Origin of the sequence: Hydrogenophaga sp. (assembly GCF_030158645.1) — a bacterium.
Classification (GTDB): Bacteria; Pseudomonadota; Gammaproteobacteria; order Burkholderiales; family Burkholderiaceae_C; genus Hydrogenophaga.
Map to the genome: position 1 here is coordinate 38703 of NZ_JAOASO010000036.1, position 16981 is coordinate 55683.

The following is a 16981-nucleotide window of genomic DNA, read 5'->3' on the forward strand; positions in this document are numbered from 1 at the left end:
TACTCGCCAGACAACTTTGCAGCCCGCGCGGTGTCTCATTGCACATATGAAAAAACTCCTGTTCTGCCTCACCTGCCTGCTGTTCACCGCGGGCGCATCGGCGCAAGCGCTCTGGCAAGGGGTGCCCGTGGGCGCCACCCCCGCCGAGGTGCGGGTCCTGGTGCCCGAGGCCCAGCCCCCCGCCACCGCCCCTGCGCCGAGCGGCGAAGGCGTTCAATTGGAGATCCCGTCCTTCGAACTCGCCGGCGCCCGGTTCAAGGTGTCGTTTGTGTTCAAGGCCGACCAGCTGCAGCGCATCACGTTGCTGGCCAACGCCGGCTCGGCCGAGGAAGCCCGGGCGCTCGGCCAGCGCCTCACCACCTCGCTGCGCTCGCGCTACGGGCTGGAGATGAGCACCAAAAGCCGCGGCGCCACCTCGTCGCTGACGATCGACCGCCAGTGGAATTTCCGGCGCACCGTCGTGCACCTGGAGGTGGTGGACGGCAGCTTCGTGCGGCTCGACTACAGCGGGCAGGCGTCCGTGCGCAACAACCGGCTGTGAGGGCCTGCGGCTGTCGCGGCCATGTAACCGGTTTCACAGATAATTGAAACCAAATTACACCCGGGTACGTTGAAGCCCGCTCATCCACCGACAGGAGACACACCACATGCCCATGCGCGCCACCAAGATCGTTGCCACCCTCGGCCCCGCCTCCAGCCACCCCGACCTGCTCGAAGCCATGATCCGCGCCGGGGTGAACGTGGTGCGGCTGAACTTCTCGCACGGCACGGCGCAGGACCACATCGACCGGGCCACGCTGGTGCGCGCAGCCGCGCAGCGCGCCGGGCGCGAGGTCGGCATCATGGCCGACCTGCAGGGCCCCAAGATCCGCGTGGGCAAGTTCGCCGAGGGCAAGGTCGTGCTGGTGCCGGGTGAAAAGTTCGTGCTCGACGCCTCGCGCACCGAGCCGGGCAACCTCGAAGGGGTGGGCCTGGACTACAAGGAACTGCCGCGCGACGTGAAGGCCGGCGACACCTTGCTGCTCAACGACGGCCTGATCGTGCTGACCATCGACAAGGTGGTGGGCCCGGCGGTGCACACCACCGTCAAGCTCGGCGGCGAGCTCTCGAACAACAAGGGCATCAACAAGCAAGGCGGCGGCCTGACCGCACCGGCCCTGACCGCCAAGGACATGGACGACATCAAGACCGCCATGGGCCTGATAGCCGACTACGTGGCGGTGAGCTTCCCCAAGAACGCCACCGACATGGAGCTGGCCCGCCAGCTGTGCAACGTGGCCGGCGCGGCCACCGGCCACAAGCCGGCGCTGATCGCGAAAATCGAGCGCGCCGAGGCCATTCCCGAGCTGGCCAACATCCTCAAGGTGTCCGACGGCATCATGGTCGCGCGCGGTGATCTGGCGGTGGAGGTGGGCAACGCGGCGGTGCCCGGCCTGCAGAAGCACATGATCAAAATGGCCCGCGAAATGGACAAGGTGGTCATCACCGCCACGCAGATGATGGAGTCCATGATCGTCAACCCGGTGCCCACGCGCGCCGAGGTGAGCGACGTGGCCAACGCCGTGCTCGACGGCACCGACGCGGTGATGCTGAGCGCCGAAACCGCCGCCGGCAAATACCCGCTGGAAACCGTGATGGAGATGGCCAACATCTGCCAGGAAGCCGAAAAGGCCGAGTACAGCGAACTGGGCGCCGACTTCACCGGCAAGACCTTCAAGCGCATCGACCAGTCGATCGCCATGGGCGCCCTGTTCACCGCGCACCACCTGGGCGCCAAGGCCATCGTGGCCCTGACCGACTCGGGCTCGACCGCGCTCTGGATGAGCCGGCACAACGTGCGCATGCCGATCTACGCGGTGACGTCCAACCTCTCGACCCAGCGCCGCATGACGCTCTACCGAAATGTGCGCCCGCTGCTCATGGAAGCCAGCGCCGACCGCGACACCGCCCTGGCCGAAGCCGAAGACCAGTTGAAGAAACGCGGCATCGTGCACAGCGGCGACGTGTACGCCATCACCGTGGGCGAACCCATGGGCCAGCCCGGCGGCACCAACACGCTCAAGATCTGCCGCGCGAGCTGAATCCGGGAGCGTCTGGGCTGCGTACCTGTCTCAACCACCCGATTCCCCAGTCCTGCGCAATCCATGTCCAACACCCTTTCTCCACGCCGCCGCTGGCTCGCTGCGCTGGGCCTGGCGCCCCTGCTGCAGGCCTGCTCGCCGATCCGCCTGATCAACGCCACCGTGCCGTCAAACACCCACACCGTGCTGCGCGGCGAGGCCTACGGCAGCGCCGAGCGCCAGCGCATGGACGTGTATTTGCCGGTGGACAAAGCGCCCGATGCACCGATGGCGGTGTTTTTCTACGGCGGCAGCTGGAGCAGCGGAGAGCGCGCCGACTACAAGTTCGTTGGTGAAGCGCTGGCTTCGCGCGGCATCGTCACCGTGATCGCCGACTACCGCCTGAGCCCCGAGGTGCGTTACCCGGTGTTCCTGCAGGACTGCGCGCTCGCCGTGCGCTGGGCACGCGACAACGCGCGGCGCCTGGGGGCATCGCCCTCTCGCTTGTTTGTCAGCGGCCACAGCGCGGGCGCCTACAACGCCGCCATGCTGGCGCTCGATGCGCGCTGGCTGACCGAGGTGGCCATGGATCCGGGCGAACTCGCCGGCTGGGCGGGCCTGGCGGGACCCTACGATTTCCTGCCGATCGGCATTCCCGAGGTGCAGCTGGCGTTCAACTGGCCCGACACGCCCGCCAGTTCGCAACCGCTGTTTCACGCGCCTTCGGGCACGGGTCTGAAGCACAAGGTGCTGCTGCTGGCGGCCAAAAGCGACACGGCGGTGAACCCCCAGCGCAACACACTGGCCCTGGCACAGGCCCTGCAGCAGCGCGGAACACCGGTGGAACTGGCGCTGTTCGATCGCGTCAACCACGTCACATTGATCGGCGCCATGGCCCCGCCGCTGCGCGGCCTGGCCCCGGTGCTGGACCGCTTCAGCCAGTTTCTGTTGCAGCGCACGACCTGAAGCGGTTGAGCCCGGCGTGCCTCGCGCCGTAAAATCGCGAGTTACCAACCGGTTACCAACTGACTTAAGGGATTCTCATGGCGCTCGTTTCCATGCGCGAACTGCTCGACCACGCCGCGATTCACGGCTACGGCATTCCAGCGTTCAACGTCAACAACCTCGAACAGGTGCAGGCTGTGATGGCCGCCGCCCACGAAGCCGGCGCGCCGGTCATCCTGCAGGCCAGCGCCGGTGCGCGCAAATACGCCGGCGAACCCTTCATCAAGCACCTGATCCAGGCCGCGGTGGAGTCGTATCCGCACATCCCGCTGGTGATGCACCAGGACCACGGCCAGAACCCGGACGTGTGCCGCGGCGCGATCGACCTGGGCTTCAGCTCCGTGATGATGGACGGCAGCCTGGAAGGCGACGGCAAGACCATCGCCAGCTACGAATACAACGTCGACGTGACCCGCCAGGTGGTGGACATGGCGCACAAGCTGGGCGTGACCGTGGAAGGTGAACTGGGTTGCCTGGGCAGCCTGGAGACCATGCAGGGCGACAAGGAAGACGGCCACGGCACCGACGCGGTGATGACGCGCGAACAGCTGCTGACCGACCCCGAGCAGGCCGCCGACTTTGTGAAACGCACCCAGCTCGACGCCCTGGCCATTGCCATCGGCACCAGCCACGGCGCCTACAAGTTCACCCGCAAGCCCACCGGCGACATCCTGGCGATCGACCGCATCCAGGAAATCAACCGCCGCCTGCCCAACACCCACCTGGTGATGCACGGCTCCAGCTCGGTGCCACAAGACCTGCTGGCCGTGATCAACCAGTACGGCGGCAAGATCAAGGAAACCTACGGCGTGCCGGTCGAAGAGATCCAGAAGGCGATCAAATTCGGCGTGCGCAAGATCAACATCGACACCGACATCCGCCTGGCCATGACGGCCGCGGTGCGCAAGTTCCTGGCCGAGAACCCCGAGAAGTTCGACGCCCGCGAATGGCTCAAGCCCGCGCGCGAAGCCGCCAAGGCGATCTGCAAGCAGCGCTACATCGAGTTCGGCTGCGAAGGCCAGGCCAGCAAGATCAAGGGCGAGAGCCTCCAGGTCGTGGCCGCCAAGTACGCCAAGGGCGAACTGGCCCAGGTGGTGCACTGACCGGCATCCGGCTCAAACGCCCTTCAAAACGCCACCCTCGCGGTGGCGTTTTTCATTCAGTCCTCCCAACCCGCCGCCTGAATGGCGGCCACGATCTCGCGGCCCGTTTTCACCAGTGCCGGGCCAAAGTCGTCGTGCAGCATGGCGCCCTGCAGCCGCGAGGCCGGGCCGCCCACGGTGAGCGCCAGCGGCTCGCGGCCGTCGCCCAGGTCCAGGCCCACGCCGATGGCCGCGATCTCGCTTTCCCACTCCGATTCCGACACCGCGTAGCCGCGTTCGGCCCAATCGATTTCGGCGCGCTGGAGCCCCGCCTCACGAACGGCCCAGCGCTCGGGGTCTTGCGCCTGCAGGCGCCGCGCCATCACGCCGCGCATGCCCGGCGAGGCCGAGCACCAGATCGCGCGGCCCATGGCCGTTTCGGCGAACGGCAGGCGCGTGCCCACGTCGAGCCCCAGGATGAGCCGCGCCGTGCTGCGGCAGTGCGCCACGTAGACCACCGAGGTGTCGTGCCGCACCCCCAGCGAAATGGCGGCCTGGGTGTGCTCGGCCAGCGTTTCCATGAACGGCCTCGCGATGCGCCCGACCTGGAAGTTGGACAACACGCTGAAGCCCAGCGACAGCACCGCCGGGCTCAGCGCGTATTCACCCGTGGCGGCGCGGTGGCGCAAATAGCCCAGGCTGGTGAGCGTGAAGGTGAGGCGCGAGACGGTGGCCTGCGGCAGGCCGGTGCGCCGGGCCAGCTCCGCGTGCGCCAGCCAGCGGTCGGACGGGCTGAAGCATCGCAACACCGTGAGGCCACGCGCCAGCGCGGTGACAAAACGGCGGTCGTCGGCCGGGTCTTCTGCGGTCAGCGGGGTGGATGGTGTGTGGCGCTGGCGGCCCATGGATGCGGTCCTTTTTCTGCAGATCGGAATATGCGGCGACTCGGCGCCCATCGTATTCCGCAGAACGGAATTTTTGAATCACACGGGCAGGCATCGCATGCTCGCTTTCCCTGATCAGCGTTTACATGGGATAGGGGGCACCGTATATTGATCAACAAAGATATGTTTTCCGCCCAGCGGAATTCTGCAGCCCCACACCCCACGCATGACGCCCCCCACCCCGGCCCACTGGCCGCCCGGCCTGCCGCAGCACCTCGCGCTGCCGCAGACGCACGTCTTCTACAACCTGGAGGTGTCGGCCCGGCGCTACCCCGACAAGCCCTTCATCGTGTTCTACGACTCGGTGCTGACCTACGCCGACTTCCTGCGTGAGACCGAACACCTCGCCGGCCACCTGCAGCAGGTCGGCGGCGTGCAGCCGGGTGACCGCGTGCTGCTGTGCATGCAGAACAGCCCGCAGTGGGCGCTGGCTTTCTACGCCATCCTGCGCGCGGGTGCGGTGGTGGTGCCGGTGAACCCGATGAACCGCGTGGAAGAGCTGCGCCACTGCGTGGACGACAGCGGCGCTCGGATTGCGTTCGTGGCGCAAGACCTGCTGCCGCAGGTGCACCCGCTGCTCGCCCCGGAAGGCGAGGGCCTGCGCCATGTGGTCGTGGCCACCTACAGCGACCACCTCCGCGTGCCCACCGATCTCCCCGTGCCCGACTTCGTGAAGGCACCGCGCGCGGCCCTGACCGAACCCGGTCTGGTGGCGTGGGCCGACGCCATCGCGCCGGAGCGAAGCCCCGGCCCGCTCGCCACCGGCCCCGACGACCTCTGCGCCATGCCCTACACCTCGGGCACCACCGGTCTGCCCAAGGGCTGCATGCACACGCACCGCAGCGTCATGAGCACGCTGGTGGGCGGCGTGCGCTGGTTCGGCACCGCGTCGGATGCGGTCTGCCTCTCGGTGCTGCCCTTCTTTCACGTCACCGGCCTCACCGGCAGCCTGAACGGGCCGCTGTACGTGGGCGCGACCATCGTCGTGCTCGCGCGCTGGGACCGCGAGACCGCGGCCATCTGCATGCAGCGCTACTGCGTGACCATGTGGCAGGCCATCTCGACCATGGTGATCGACTTCCTCGCGCACCCGCAGCTCGACCGTTTCGACTTGAGCAGCCTGCGCTGCGTGCGCGGCGGCGGTGCGGCCATGCCCGAGGCCTTGGCTGCCCGCCTCAAGGCGCTCACCGGGCAGGATTACATCGAGGGTTACGGCATGTCCGAGACCATGGCCGCCACCCACATCAACCCCACGCACCGGCCCAAGCGGCAGTGCCTCGGCATGCCGGTGTTTGATGTCACCGCGCTCGTGGTCGACCCCACCACCCTGACCGAGCTGCCCGCAGGCGAGACCGGCGAGATCGTGGTGCACGGCCCGCAAATCATGCAGGGCTACTGGGGCAACGCAAAAGCCACGCAAGAGGCTTTCGTCGAGATCAACGGTCGGCGCTTCCTGCGCACGGGCGACCTCGGCCACGTGGACGAAGACGGCTACTTCTTCATGACCGACCGCTTGAAACGCATGATCAACGCCAGCGGCTACAAGGTCTGGCCCGCCGAGGTGGAAGCACTCATGTACCACCACCCCGCCATCCAGGAAGCCTGCGTGATCGGTGTGCGCGACGCGCGCCGGGGCGAGAGCGTCAAGGCCCTCGTGGTGCTGCGGCCTGAACACCGCGGGCAGGTGACCGAACAGGATGTGATCGACTGGGCGCACGGCCACATGGCCGCCTACAAGAGCCCGCGCACCGTGGAATTTGTGGAGGCGCTGCCCCGCTCGGGCAGCGGCAAGGTGATGTGGCGCGAACTGCAGGAACAGCAGGCGGTGCGCGACACGGCCAACCCTCCCCCTTGAGCACCCCGTGCGGTGCGCACCGCGCCGCAACCACCGCCAATACGGCATTCCCCCAGAAGGAGACAACCGCATGAAGAACACACCGTCCACCCCCCGATCCAGCGGCCGCCGCGCGCTGCTGCTGGCCGCCGTCACCGCCACAGCCGCTGCCGGCGTGGCGCCCTGGAGCGTGGCCCATGCGCAAGCCCAGGCCTACCCCAGCCGCCCGGTCACGCTCATCATTCCGTGGCCCGCCGGCGGCTCCACCGACCGCCACCTGCGCACCCTGGCCGAGCTCGCGTCCAAGCACCTGGGCCAGCCCATCGTGGTCGAAAACAAGCCCGGCGCCGGCGGCACCCTGGGCCCGAGCACCATGGCGCAAACCGCCAAGCCCGACGGCTACACCATCGCGCAGTTCCCGCTGGGCATGCTGCGCATGCCGCACATGCAGAAGACCAACTGGAACCCGCTGACCGACTTCAGCTACATCATCGGCGTCTCGGGCTACACCTTCGGCCTCACCGTCAAGGCCGACTCGCCTTACAAAACCTTCAAGGACTACGTGGAGGCCGCGCGCAAGCAACCCGGCACGATCAACTACGGCTCCACCGGCACCGGCAGCAGCCCCCACCTGCTGATGGAAGAGGTGGCGGACAACGCCAAGGTGCAATTCGTCCATGTGCCGTTCAGGGGCAACGCCGACCTGCAGTCCGCCCTGCTGGGTGGGCACGTGATGGCACAGAGCGACGCCACCGGCTGGGACAAGTTTGTCGACAGCGGCGAGATGCGCCTGCTGGTGACCTTCGGCGAGCAGCGCACCAAGCGCTGGCCCGACGTGCCCACCGCGCAGGACCTCGGCTACAACGTGGTGTCGACCTCGCCTTACGGCCTGGTCGGCCCCAAGGGCATGGACCCGGCCATCATGAAGACGCTGCACGACGCGTTCAAGAAGGCCATGGACGAACCCAAACACCTGGAAGTGCTGGGTCAGCTCAACCAGGCCATGTGGTACCGCAACGGTGACGAGTACCGCCAATGGGCAGCCACCACGTACGCCAAGGACAAGGCCCTGATCGAGCGCCTGGGCCTGGCCGCCAAATAAGGGGGTGACCGGGGGATTCGCCGACTTGCGATAATCCCCTCGAATGGTTCAAAGCCCGTTGGCTGTTCAACGGGCTTTTTTCTTGTCCCGCCTTTTCCCCGATCCGATCATGACCACTGCCCTGCACACCTCGGCCCTCACCTCCCTGCCCTTGCTGGCGCGCGGCAAGGTGCGCGACAACTACGCCGTGGGCGACGACCGCATCCTGATGGTGGCGAGCGACCGCATCAGCGCCTTCGACGTGATCATGGGCGAGCCGATTCCGGGCAAGGGCGAGTTGCTCACAAAGCTCTCGCTGTTCTGGTTCGACAAGCTCGGCCCCAAGGGCCTCAACATCTGTCCGATCCACCTCACGGGTGACGCGCCCGAGAGCGTGGTCTCGGTAACCGAGGCGCCGCAGGTCACCGGCCGCTCGATGCTGGTGCAGCGCCTGAAGCCGATCCCGGTGGAGGCCGTGGTGCGCGGCTACCTCGCCGGCAGCGGCTGGAAGGAATACCAGGACAACCAGGCCGTGTGCGGCGTGAAGCTGCCCGCCGGCCTGCAAAACGCGTCCAAGCTGCCCGAGCCGATCTACACCCCAGCGGCCAAGGCCGAGATGGGCGAGCACGACGAGAACATCACCTTCGAGCAAACCGTGGCCATGATCGGCCCCGAACTCGCCGCGCAGATCCGCGACGTGTCGATCGCGCTCTACAAGGCCGCGGCCGACATGGCGCTCCAGAAGGGCATCATCATTGCCGACACCAAGTTCGAGTTCGGCCTGGACAAGGCCGGGAAACTGGTGCTCATGGACGAGGTGCTCACGCCCGACAGCTCACGCTACTGGCCGGCCGAAAGTTACGTGGTGGGGCAAAACCCACCCAGCTACGACAAGCAGTTCCTGCGCGACTGGCTGGAGACCGCGCAGGTGGGCGGCAAGCCCTGGGACAAGACGCCTCCCGCGCCGCGTTTGCCCAAGGAAGTGATCGAGAAAACGGCCGCGAAATACCAGGAAGCGCTGACCCGGTTGATGGGCTGAAGCTGATCAGCTCAGCACGACGCTCGACAAGCGGCGGCGGTAGGTCGCCACCGTCGGGTCTTCCGGCGGCACCTGGCCTTCGGCCACCTTGGGCTTGGGGGGGTCGATGATGTCGAGGATGGCAATGAAGGTCTTGCGCGCGAGGTCTTCGCTCCAGGCCTTGTCGCGCATCAGGATTTCCAGCAGCTCGTCCATGGCGGGCACCCACTGGCTGTGCGCCATGAGCAACTGGGCGAGGGCGAAGCGCGAGACAAAGTCGCGCTTGTTGGAGGCAATGGCGGCTTGCAGTTCGGCAGCGCGGGCTTGCGGGTCGGCCACATCGACGTTGGCATCGCGTGCGGTCATCCAGCGTTGCAACGAATCAAGCCGGCGCACGGCGGCGGCCTTGGCGATCACGGGCGCAAACGCCACCTTGGCGTCGTCGTCCAGGCCCAGCTCCAGCTGCAGCTTCACCAGGTCGAAGCGCGCGTCGTCGTCGTTCGGGTCGGTTTTCACCGCCTCCTGCAGTTTCTCCAGCGCGCCTTCGAGGTCGCCCTCGGCGATGGCATCCAGCGCTTCTTCTTCCACCGCCACGGCTTCGAGCTCGTTGGCCGCGGGCAGGTGCTTGTCGAGGAATTCCTTGATCTGGCCTTCGGGCAGCGCGCCCATGAAGCCGTCAACCGGCTGGCCGTTCATGAGCAGCACGCAGGTGGGGATGCTGCGGATGCCGAAGGCGGCGGCGAGTTGTTGCTCCTGGTCGGAGTCGATCTTGACCAGCTTGAAACGCCCGGCGTAAGCGGTTTCCACCTTCTCCAGCAGCGGACCGATCACCTTGCAGGGGCCGCACCACGGGGCCCAGAAATCGACCAGCACGGGTGTGTGGTGCGAAGCCTCGATGACCTCGGCTTCAAAATTGGCGATGGTGACGTTGATCATGGGGAAAGGGCCTGAAGGGAAAGCGGGGCACTGCGCAGCGCCCCGTAAAATCGACACTTTACCGGAGAGCGCCATGCCTGTTCATGCGCGCTACCGGGCACCGCTCCCGCCGGGGGCGCATTGGCCAAAGGCACTTCATGAACCCCATCCAGGTGGGCGTGGTCATGGGCTCCAGCAGCGACTGGGACACCATGCAGCACGCCGTGCAGATCCTGCAGGACTTCGGCGTTTCGTTTGACGCGCGCGTGGTCTCGGCCCACCGCATGCCCGACGACATGTTCAGCTACGCCGAGAGCGCGGCCGGGCGGGGCATGAAATGCATCATCGCAGGCGCCGGCGGCGCGGCCCATCTGCCGGGCATGCTCGCCGCCAAGACGGTGGTGCCGGTGCTCGGCGTGCCGGTGGCCAGCAAACACCTGAGCGGCGTGGACTCGCTGCACAGCATCGTGCAGATGCCCAAGGGTGTGCCGGTGGCCACGTTCGCCATCGGCGCAGCCGGTGCGGCCAACGCAGCGCTGTTCGCCGTGGCCATGCTGGCCAACGAAGACCCGGCCCTGCGAGCGAAGCTCGAAGCCTTCCGCGCCCAGCAGACCGCCGCCGCACGCGGCATGACCCTTCCCCTGTGACACCACGCCCATGAGCCTCAAGACCATCCTCCCCGGCAGCACCTCGCCCACCGGCCAGCAGATCACGCTCGGCGTCATGGGCGGCGGCCAGCTCGGGCGCATGTTCGTGCAGGCGGCGCAAGCCATGGGTTACTTCACCGCCGTGCTCGATCCCGATCCCGCCAGCCCGGCCGGCCTGATCAGCCACTTCCACATCCAGACGCCTTACGACGACGAACAGGGTCTGGCGCAGCTGATGCAGCGCTGCGAAGCCATCACCACCGAGTTCGAAAACGTGCCCTCGCCCGCGCTGGTCACGCTCGGCGCACACCGCCCGGTCGCGCCCTCAGCGAGCTGCGTGGCGGTGGCGCAGGACCGCATCAAGGAAAAAGCGCACTTCGTGCAGTGCGCACCGGTCAGCGGCGTGTTCCCCGCGCCGTATGCCGCCATCACCACCGACGCGCTGCTCGCCGCCGTGCCGGCCGAGCTGCTGCCCGGCATCTTGAAAACGGCGCGGCTGGGCTACGACGGCAAGGGTCAGGTGCGCGTGTCCACGCGCGAAGAACTGGCCGCCGCCTGGGCCAGCCTGAACAAGGTGCCTTGTGTGCTGGAGAAGCTCATGCCGCTGCGCGGCGAGTGCTCGGTGATCGTGGCGCGCGGCGCCGATGGTCAGACGGTGAGTTTCCCGGTGCAGAAGAACACGCACCACGACGGCATCCTCGCCATCACCGAGGTGTATGAAGGCGCGCTGGACCCCACCCTGGCCGCGCGCGCGCAGGCCAGCACCGTGGCACTGGCCGACCACCTCAACTACGTGGGTGTGTTGTGCGTGGAGTACTTCCTGATCGACACCGCCCACGGCGTGGACCTGATCGTCAACGAGATGGCGCCGCGACCGCACAACAGCGGCCACTACACCCAGAACGCCTGCGACATCTCGCAGTTCGAGGCGCAGGTGCGCACCCTCGCCGGCCTGCCGCTGCCCACACCGCGCCAGCACAGCCCGGCCATCATGGTCAACCTGCTGGGCGACCTCTGGTTCGCGCCCAACGCCGTGCGCGAGAAGGTGAGCGAACGCGGGGTGTCGCCTCCGTGGGCGCAGGTGCTGGCGCTGCCCGGCACCCACCTGCACCTCTACGGCAAGCTGAGCGCGCGGCCCGGCCGCAAGATGGGCCACCTCAACATCACCGCGCCCACCGTGGCCGAGGTGCGCGAGACCGCCGCGAAGGTGTTGACGCTGCTCGGCCTGCCCCCACTGGACGCCTGAGCACCCCATGCCGCTGCTGCTGAGCGCCGACCAGGCGTCTGCCGTGGAGCAGGCGGCGCAGCGGCTGGCGGCGGGCTCGCTGGTGGGCATGCCGACCGAAACCGTGTATGGCCTCGCCGCCGATGCCGACAACGCCACCGCGGTGCACCGCATCTTTGAAGCCAAGGGCCGCCCACCCGACCACCCGCTGATCGTGCACCTGGCGCCCGGCACGGGTGCGCAAGGCTGGCGCGCCGGGGTCGACCACTACGCGCGCGACGTGCCGGCCTTTGCCACCGCGCTCATGAACGCCTTCTGGCCCGGCCCGCTCACGCTGATCCTGCCGCGCCGCGACGGGGTGGCGGCGGTGGCCGCCGGCGGGCAGGACTCGGTGGGTCTGCGCTGCCCGGCCCACCCGGTGGCGCAGGCGCTGCTCACGGCGGCCGCCGCGATGGGGGTGAGCGGTGTCGCCGCGCCCAGCGCCAACCGCTTCGGCCGCGTGAGCCCCACCACCGCCGCCCACGTGGCCGGGGAATTCACGGCGCTGTCGGAAGCCGACCTGCTCATCCTCGACGGCGGCGCCTGCCCAGTGGGCATCGAGTCCACCATCGTCGACGCCACCCGCGCCTGGCCGGTGCTGCTGCGCCCGGGCATGGTCACGGCTGCGCAGATTGAGGCGGTGTGCCAGCAGCCGCTGCGCGGGCGCGACGACGCCGCGCCCCGCGCCTCGGGCACGTTGGAGTCGCACTACGCGCCACGCGCCAAGGTGCGGCTGATGGACGCCCAACCCCTGCAGGCCGCGCTCGATGTGCTGGGCGCGGATGCGCGCCACATCGCGGTGTATGCCCGCACGCCCATCACGGCCGCACGGGGCGTGAACGTTCGACGCATGCCGGCCGATGCCGTGCGCAGCGCACAGGAGTTGTTTGCGGTGCTGCGCGAGCTCGATGCCACGGGTGTGCGCCTGATCTGGGTGGAAACGCCGCCGCCCGACGCGGCGTGGGACGGTGTGCGCGACCGGCTGGTGCGCGCAGCGGCCTGATCAGTTTGAAGTGCTGCGCCCGTAGCGCAGCTTCATCACCAGGATCGACAAGGCCAGCATCAGCGTGATCGTGTTGGCCACCACCACTGGCCACGCGCCCAACGTCAGGCCGTAAACCAGCCACAGCGCCACGCCCAGCGTGAACGCGCTGTACATGCCCAGCGAGATCCCGCTCACGTCGCGCGTTTTGAAGGTGAGCCAGGCCTGCGGCACGAAGCTGGCCGTGGTGAGGAACGCGGCACTGAAGCCGATGAGATCGCCGGACATGGTCGGTGCGCTTCTTTCAGTCTTGCTGCGCGGCAGTCCACTCCACCAGCGCCTCCAGCGCTGGCCGGGCGGCCGGCGCATTGGGGTGGTTCACGAAGCCCACGACCACATAACGCGCACCATTGACGGCGTTCACATAACCGGCGATGCCGGTGACGTCCCTGAGCGTACCGGTCTTGAGCTGCGCGTTGCCGCGCGCCGCGCTGCCGGGCGCCCGGGCCATGCGGGCGGCCGTGCCGTTGACACCGGCCACCGACAGGGAGTTGGCGAAACGCTCTCCCTGCGGGTGGCGGCTGGCGTGGCGCAGCAGGTTGGCCAGGGCTTCGGGCGTGATGCGCTCCTCGCGCGAGAGTCCCGAGCCGTTGTCCATCACCGGCATGGCGCTGCGGATGCCGAAGGTGCGTTTCCACCAGTTTTCAACCACCTCGCGCGAGCGCTCGAAGCGCGCCGGGCGCATGGGGATCAGGTGGCCAGCGACACCAGGCGTCATCCCCGGCTGAGGTGCCGGCGTGGGCACCAGGCGGCCCAGCGTGAGGTACACCTGCTGCGCCATCACGTTGTTGCTCCACTGGTTCACGTCCGTGATGATGTCCGAGAGCGGCAGCGACGCGGCCTCGTGCAGCAGCGTGGCGCCCGGTGGTGTGAGACCGGGGCGGGCGTGGCCGGTGATCGCACCGCCGCTGGTGCGCCACAGACCTTCCAGGGCACGCGACGCGTAACTGGCGGGGTCCTGGTAGGCCACGGGCCACTTGAGTTCGCCGCAGCTCTGGGGGTAACGGCCCTCGAAGCGGATGCTGTTGGCGTCGTCAAAGCGGGCTTGCAGGCCACTGCGCCAGTCACCGCAGCGCTCTCCCACGCGCGCCAGCGGCACGGTGGCGTCGATCGCGAGGCCGGCCATGGGCGGCTCGCTGATCACGCGCGCCACGCCGTTGGCACCGTCGGGCTGAAAGGTCAGCACGACCGACTTGAAATTCACCAGCAGCGCGTCGGGCGTGGCGTTGTAGGGACGCAGGGATTCGCCGTCAAACGCACCGGGATCGGTGGCGGCGATCTCGAAAGCGCTGTGGTCGAGCACGATGTCGCCCAGCACCACGCGCACACCCTTGTCCTGCAGGGCAAAAAAGGCGCTCTGGATGCGTTCGAGCACGAACTTCGGATCGCCGTCACCGCGCACATACAGGTTGCCGCGCAGCACACCCTGGTCGATGGTGCCGTCGGTGTAGAAGCGGGTGTTCCAGGTGTAGTCGGCGCCCAGCAGGTCGATGGCGGCGTAGGTGGTCACCAGCTTCATCACCGAGGCCGGGTTCACCGGGACGCTGGCGCGAAAACGCAGCCGCTCTTCGGCCCGGTTGTCGACCGACACCACCAGCGCCGACAAGGCGCTCGGCGGCACCTGCGCGCGCTTGAGCGCGGCCACCACCGTGGGTGGCAGGGCGCCGTATTCGCCGGGGAGCTGGGCGCAGGCGGGCAGCGCGACCACGGCGGTGGCCAGCAGGGCGAACAAGGAGCGGGTGAGGGACATGTGTTTCATTATGAAACGGCACCGCGCCCGGCGCGGCATTGCCCTTGTTCAATGGGCCACAGGACGGACGACCGGCACGCTGGCCGATAATCCTGCGATGCCCTCCACACACCCTGCTCATCAGCGCCTGCTGGCCATTGAAACCAGCACCGACGCGCTCTCGGTGGCGCTGGGGACGGGCGAGCCTGGCGCACCGCTGTGGCAACGCAGCGGCCCTGGCGGTGCCCAGGCGTCCGGCACGCTGTTGCCCATGGTGCGCAGCCTGCTGCTGGAGGCCGGCTGGTCGCTGGACACGCTGGCCGCCGTGGTGTTCGGGCGCGGACCGGGCTCGTTCACCGGCCTGCGCACCGCCTGCTCGGTGGCCCAGGGACTGGCTTACGGCGTGCAGGGCCTGGGCCGCGCGGGCGGTTTGCCGGTGCTGCCGGTGGACACCTTGCTGGCCCTGGCCGAAGAAGCCCGCCAGGCGCGGATGGACGCCGGGCAGCCGCTGCCGGGTGCGATCGTGGCGCTGCTCGACGCCCGCATGGGTGAGGTGTATGTGGCGCCATACGCTTGCCACGCCGGGGGTCCGGCGGGGTTGACACCGCTGGCGCCGGCCCGCCTGTGCACCCCCGCCGATCTGCCGGCCTATCTGCAAGAACGGACGCCGGGCGAGCGCCTGCTCGCCGGTAACGTGTTCGAGATGGACGCACTGGCCGCGCTGGCAGGCCAGCGCCACCCCGCCCTGCCCACCGCCGCCGCCCTGCTGCGCCTGGCCCCGGGCCTGCTCGCCGCCGGCCACGCCGTGGCCGCACAGGATGCGCTGCCCCTGTATGTGCGCGACAAGGTGGCGCAGACCACGGCCGAGCGCGAAAGCATCCGACTGGCCGCCGAGGCGGGCGCATGAACAGCCCGACCACCACCGGCACAGCCCCGAAAGTCGCCCCACCCGCCTGGGCCAGCGGCCTGTGGCCCGCGCCCACCGAACCACAGGTGCAGCCCCGCACGGCGTCGCGCCCCGAACGCCTGATCGTTTTCGAACCCATGCGCGAGTCCGACCTGGACGCGGTGCAGGCCGTGGAGTCGCAGGCATACGCCCACCCGTGGTCGCGACGGCATTTTCACGACTCGCTCAAGGCCGGGTATCCGGCCATGCTGTTGCTGTCCGAGGCGCTGCCCGGCGAAGTGCCGCACCCACCGCGCGCCGACGGCCGTGTGCTGCTGGGCTACCTGGTGGCCATGCCGGGCGTGGACGAAGTGCACCTGCTCAACATCACCGTGGCCACCGCCCACCAGCGCCAGGGCTGGGCGCGCTTCATGCTCGACGCGCTGGCCTTGTGGTCGCGCGTCCAGGGCGCGCAGTGGGTCTGGCTGGAGGTGCGCCAGAGCAATGCACCCGCGCGCGCGCTGTACGAGCGGTACGGCTTCGCGCAGGTGGGCTTGCGCAAGGGCTACTACCCGGCGGGCCACTTCCAGCGCGAAGACGCGGTCGTGATGAGCCTGAACCTCGTGGCGGCGGCCGCGGTGGAGGGTTTGCCATGAGCGACGCGCCCGACACCTCCTTCGTGCCCGAACTCGACGCCCGCCAACGCGCCATGCTGGCCGAGATGGGGGTGCGGGTGTGGGCGCCGAAATCTGCGCCCGCCAAGGCCCCGGCCCCCGTTGCCCAGGCACCCGGGCCCGCCGTGGCCCACCCCGCAACGGCCACGCCCAGGCCGGTGTCCGTGCAGGAAGCGGCACCGCCTTTTGCCCCCACCCCACCCGCACCGGCCAGACCCGCCAGCCCTGTGGCCACCCTCGACTGGCCCGCGCTGCGCGACGCCGTGGCGGGCTGCCAGGCCTGCGGGCTGTGCCAGGGCCGCACCAACACCGTGTTTGGTGTGGGAGACGAGCAGGCCGACTGGATGGTCGTGGGCGAAGCCCCGGGCGAAAACGAAGACCTGCAGGGCGAACCCTTCGTGGGCGCGGCCGGCCAGCTGCTCGACAACATGCTCCAGGCCGTGGGCCGCAGCCGCACCGGGAAAGGGGCGGAGGGCACCTACATCGCCAACGTGCTCAAGTGCCGCCCACCGGCCAACCGCAACCCGCAGCCCGACGAGGTGGCGCGGTGCGAGCCCTACCTCGCGCGCCAGGTGGCGCTGGTGAAACCGAAGGTGATCGTGGCCATGGGCCGCTTCGCGGTGCAAGCCCTGCTCAAGACCAACGAGCCCATTGGCCGCCTGCGCGGCCAGGTGCACCACTACGAAGGTGTGCCCGTGATCGTGACCTACCACCCGGCCTACCTGCTGCGCACACCCACCGACAAAGGCAAGGCCTGGGCCGATCTCTGCCTGGCGATGGCGCAGTTGCCGGACTGAATC

17 protein-coding genes are annotated in these 16981 nt (G+C 68.6%); 13 read left to right on the forward strand and 4 right to left on the reverse strand.

Annotated elements, in window-relative coordinates:
• Window positions 1-46: 46 nt before the first annotated feature.
• The 4 genes from Q1W68_RS03750 to fba all read left to right on the forward strand — a co-directional run bounded on the left by Q1W68_RS03750 (window position 47) and on the right by fba (window position 4168).
• Window positions 47-541, forward strand: coding sequence for a hypothetical protein (locus Q1W68_RS03750; protein ID WP_300654567.1), 495 nt, complete (start codon window positions 47-49; stop codon window positions 539-541).
• A 106-nt stretch (window positions 542-647) separates the two neighbouring features.
• Window positions 648-2081, forward strand: coding sequence for a pyruvate kinase (pyk, locus tag Q1W68_RS03755; protein WP_300715632.1), 1434 nt, complete (start codon window positions 648-650; stop codon window positions 2079-2081).
• A gap of 63 nt (window positions 2082-2144) precedes the next feature.
• A complete protein-coding gene (locus Q1W68_RS03760) occupies window positions 2145-3026 on the forward strand; it encodes an alpha/beta hydrolase (protein ID WP_300655253.1) in 882 nt (293 codons plus the stop codon).
• A gap of 77 nt (window positions 3027-3103) precedes the next feature.
• The gene (fba, locus tag Q1W68_RS03765) at window positions 3104-4168 is read left to right on the forward strand and encodes a class II fructose-bisphosphate aldolase (protein WP_300715633.1); all 1065 of its coding nucleotides are present in this window, start codon (window positions 3104-3106) and stop codon (window positions 4166-4168) included.
• A gap of 56 nt (window positions 4169-4224) precedes the next feature.
• On the opposite strand, the gene Q1W68_RS03770 is transcribed toward fba, so the two are convergent.
• On the reverse strand, window positions 4225-5052 hold the full coding sequence (locus Q1W68_RS03770; RefSeq protein ID WP_300715634.1) for an IclR family transcriptional regulator: 828 nt from the start codon (window positions 5050-5052) through the stop codon (window positions 4225-4227).
• Window positions 5053-5257: 205 nt separating this feature from the next.
• On the opposite strand from Q1W68_RS03770, the gene Q1W68_RS03775 reads away from it, so the two are divergent.
• The 3 genes from Q1W68_RS03775 (at window position 5258) to Q1W68_RS03785 (ending at window position 9045) form a co-directional block, all read left to right on the forward strand.
• Window positions 5258-6946, forward strand: coding sequence for a long-chain fatty acid--CoA ligase (locus Q1W68_RS03775; protein WP_300715636.1), 1689 nt, complete (start codon window positions 5258-5260; stop codon window positions 6944-6946).
• A 70-nt stretch (window positions 6947-7016) separates the two neighbouring features.
• Window positions 7017-8027 carry a tripartite tricarboxylate transporter substrate binding protein gene (locus Q1W68_RS03780; protein WP_300655811.1) on the forward strand — a complete coding sequence of 337 codons (1011 nt, stop codon included), beginning with the start codon at window positions 7017-7019 and terminating at the stop codon, window positions 8025-8027.
• A 109-nt stretch (window positions 8028-8136) separates the two neighbouring features.
• Window positions 8137-9045, forward strand: a complete 909-nt coding sequence (locus Q1W68_RS03785) for a phosphoribosylaminoimidazolesuccinocarboxamide synthase (protein ID WP_300715637.1) — start codon at window positions 8137-8139, stop codon at window positions 9043-9045.
• 6 nt (window positions 9046-9051) lie between these two features.
• Here the strand turns inward: Q1W68_RS03785 and trxA are convergent, their stop codons facing one another.
• Window positions 9052-9960 (reverse strand): thioredoxin, encoded by a 909-nt coding sequence (gene trxA / locus Q1W68_RS03790; RefSeq protein WP_300655807.1) that lies wholly within the window; start codon window positions 9958-9960, stop codon window positions 9052-9054.
• Between the two features lie 137 nt (window positions 9961-10097).
• Here trxA and purE point away from each other — a divergent pair, with 137 nt between their 5' ends.
• The 3 genes from purE to Q1W68_RS03805 are packed head-to-tail and all read left to right on the forward strand — an operon-like array spanning window position 10098 to window position 12853.
• Window positions 10098-10586, forward strand: coding sequence for a 5-(carboxyamino)imidazole ribonucleotide mutase (gene purE / locus Q1W68_RS03795; RefSeq protein ID WP_300655805.1), 489 nt, complete (start codon window positions 10098-10100; stop codon window positions 10584-10586).
• Between the two features lie 10 nt (window positions 10587-10596).
• Complete coding sequence (locus tag Q1W68_RS03800; protein WP_300655803.1) at window positions 10597-11832, forward strand: 5-(carboxyamino)imidazole ribonucleotide synthase; 1236 nt, start codon at window positions 10597-10599, stop codon at window positions 11830-11832.
• A gap of 7 nt (window positions 11833-11839) precedes the next feature.
• Window positions 11840-12853: an L-threonylcarbamoyladenylate synthase gene (locus tag Q1W68_RS03805; RefSeq protein WP_300655801.1), complete on the forward strand. Its 1014-nt coding sequence runs from the start codon at window positions 11840-11842 to the stop codon at window positions 12851-12853.
• Here the strand turns inward: Q1W68_RS03805 and Q1W68_RS03810 are convergent, their stop codons facing one another.
• Together Q1W68_RS03810 and dacB are read right to left on the reverse strand one after the other, a co-directional pair.
• Complete coding sequence (locus Q1W68_RS03810) at window positions 12854-13120, reverse strand: SemiSWEET transporter (protein ID WP_300655799.1); 267 nt, start codon at window positions 13118-13120, stop codon at window positions 12854-12856.
• A 16-nt stretch (window positions 13121-13136) separates the two neighbouring features.
• A complete protein-coding gene (gene dacB / locus Q1W68_RS03815; protein WP_300715638.1) occupies window positions 13137-14642 on the reverse strand; it encodes a D-alanyl-D-alanine carboxypeptidase/D-alanyl-D-alanine-endopeptidase in 1506 nt (501 codons plus the stop codon).
• A 97-nt stretch (window positions 14643-14739) separates the two neighbouring features.
• Here dacB and tsaB point away from each other — a divergent pair, with 97 nt between their 5' ends.
• The 3 genes from tsaB to Q1W68_RS03830 all read left to right on the forward strand — a co-directional run bounded on the left by tsaB (window position 14740) and on the right by Q1W68_RS03830 (window position 16978).
• Window positions 14740-15528 carry a tRNA (adenosine(37)-N6)-threonylcarbamoyltransferase complex dimerization subunit type 1 TsaB gene (tsaB, locus tag Q1W68_RS03820; protein ID WP_300715639.1) on the forward strand — a complete coding sequence of 263 codons (789 nt, stop codon included), beginning with the start codon at window positions 14740-14742 and terminating at the stop codon, window positions 15526-15528.
• 137 nt (window positions 15529-15665) lie between these two features.
• Entirely contained in the window at window positions 15666-16163 is a 498-nt protein-coding gene (rimI, locus tag Q1W68_RS03825) for a ribosomal protein S18-alanine N-acetyltransferase (RefSeq protein WP_300715646.1), read from the forward strand.
• Complete coding sequence (locus tag Q1W68_RS03830) at window positions 16160-16978, forward strand: uracil-DNA glycosylase (RefSeq protein ID WP_300715641.1); 819 nt, start codon at window positions 16160-16162, stop codon at window positions 16976-16978. The genes rimI and Q1W68_RS03830 overlap by 4 nt, the downstream gene beginning before the upstream one ends.
• Window positions 16979-16981 lie beyond the last annotated feature (3 nt).

Excerpts from the sequence above, each read along its gene's own strand:
- Q1W68_RS03750 (WP_300654567.1), top strand. The coding sequence starts at position 47 with ATGAAAAAACTCCTGTTCTGCCTCACCTGCCTGCTGTTCACCGCGGGC.
- pyk (WP_300715632.1), top strand. The coding sequence starts at position 648 with ATGCCCATGCGCGCCACCAAGATCGTTGCCACCCTCGGCCCCGCCTCC.
- Q1W68_RS03760 (WP_300655253.1), top strand. The coding sequence starts at position 2,145 with ATGTCCAACACCCTTTCTCCACGCCGCCGCTGGCTCGCTGCGCTGGGC.
- fba (WP_300715633.1), top strand. The coding sequence starts at position 3,104 with ATGGCGCTCGTTTCCATGCGCGAACTGCTCGACCACGCCGCGATTCAC.
- Q1W68_RS03770 (WP_300715634.1), bottom strand. The coding sequence starts at position 5,052 with ATGGGCCGCCAGCGCCACACACCATCCACCCCGCTGACCGCAGAAGAC.
- Q1W68_RS03775 (WP_300715636.1), top strand. The coding sequence starts at position 5,258 with ATGACGCCCCCCACCCCGGCCCACTGGCCGCCCGGCCTGCCGCAGCAC.
- Q1W68_RS03780 (WP_300655811.1), top strand. The coding sequence starts at position 7,017 with ATGAAGAACACACCGTCCACCCCCCGATCCAGCGGCCGCCGCGCGCTG.
- Q1W68_RS03785 (WP_300715637.1), top strand. The coding sequence starts at position 8,137 with ATGACCACTGCCCTGCACACCTCGGCCCTCACCTCCCTGCCCTTGCTG.
- trxA (WP_300655807.1), bottom strand. The coding sequence starts at position 9,960 with ATGATCAACGTCACCATCGCCAATTTTGAAGCCGAGGTCATCGAGGCT.
- purE (WP_300655805.1), top strand. The coding sequence starts at position 10,098 with ATGAACCCCATCCAGGTGGGCGTGGTCATGGGCTCCAGCAGCGACTGG.
- Q1W68_RS03800 (WP_300655803.1), top strand. The coding sequence starts at position 10,597 with ATGAGCCTCAAGACCATCCTCCCCGGCAGCACCTCGCCCACCGGCCAG.
- Q1W68_RS03805 (WP_300655801.1), top strand. The coding sequence starts at position 11,840 with ATGCCGCTGCTGCTGAGCGCCGACCAGGCGTCTGCCGTGGAGCAGGCG.
- Q1W68_RS03810 (WP_300655799.1), bottom strand. The coding sequence starts at position 13,120 with ATGTCCGGCGATCTCATCGGCTTCAGTGCCGCGTTCCTCACCACGGCC.
- dacB (WP_300715638.1), bottom strand. The coding sequence starts at position 14,642 with ATGTCCCTCACCCGCTCCTTGTTCGCCCTGCTGGCCACCGCCGTGGTC.
- tsaB (WP_300715639.1), top strand. The coding sequence starts at position 14,740 with ATGCCCTCCACACACCCTGCTCATCAGCGCCTGCTGGCCATTGAAACC.
- rimI (WP_300715646.1), top strand. The coding sequence starts at position 15,666 with ATGCGCGAGTCCGACCTGGACGCGGTGCAGGCCGTGGAGTCGCAGGCA.
- Q1W68_RS03830 (WP_300715641.1), top strand. The coding sequence starts at position 16,160 with ATGAGCGACGCGCCCGACACCTCCTTCGTGCCCGAACTCGACGCCCGC.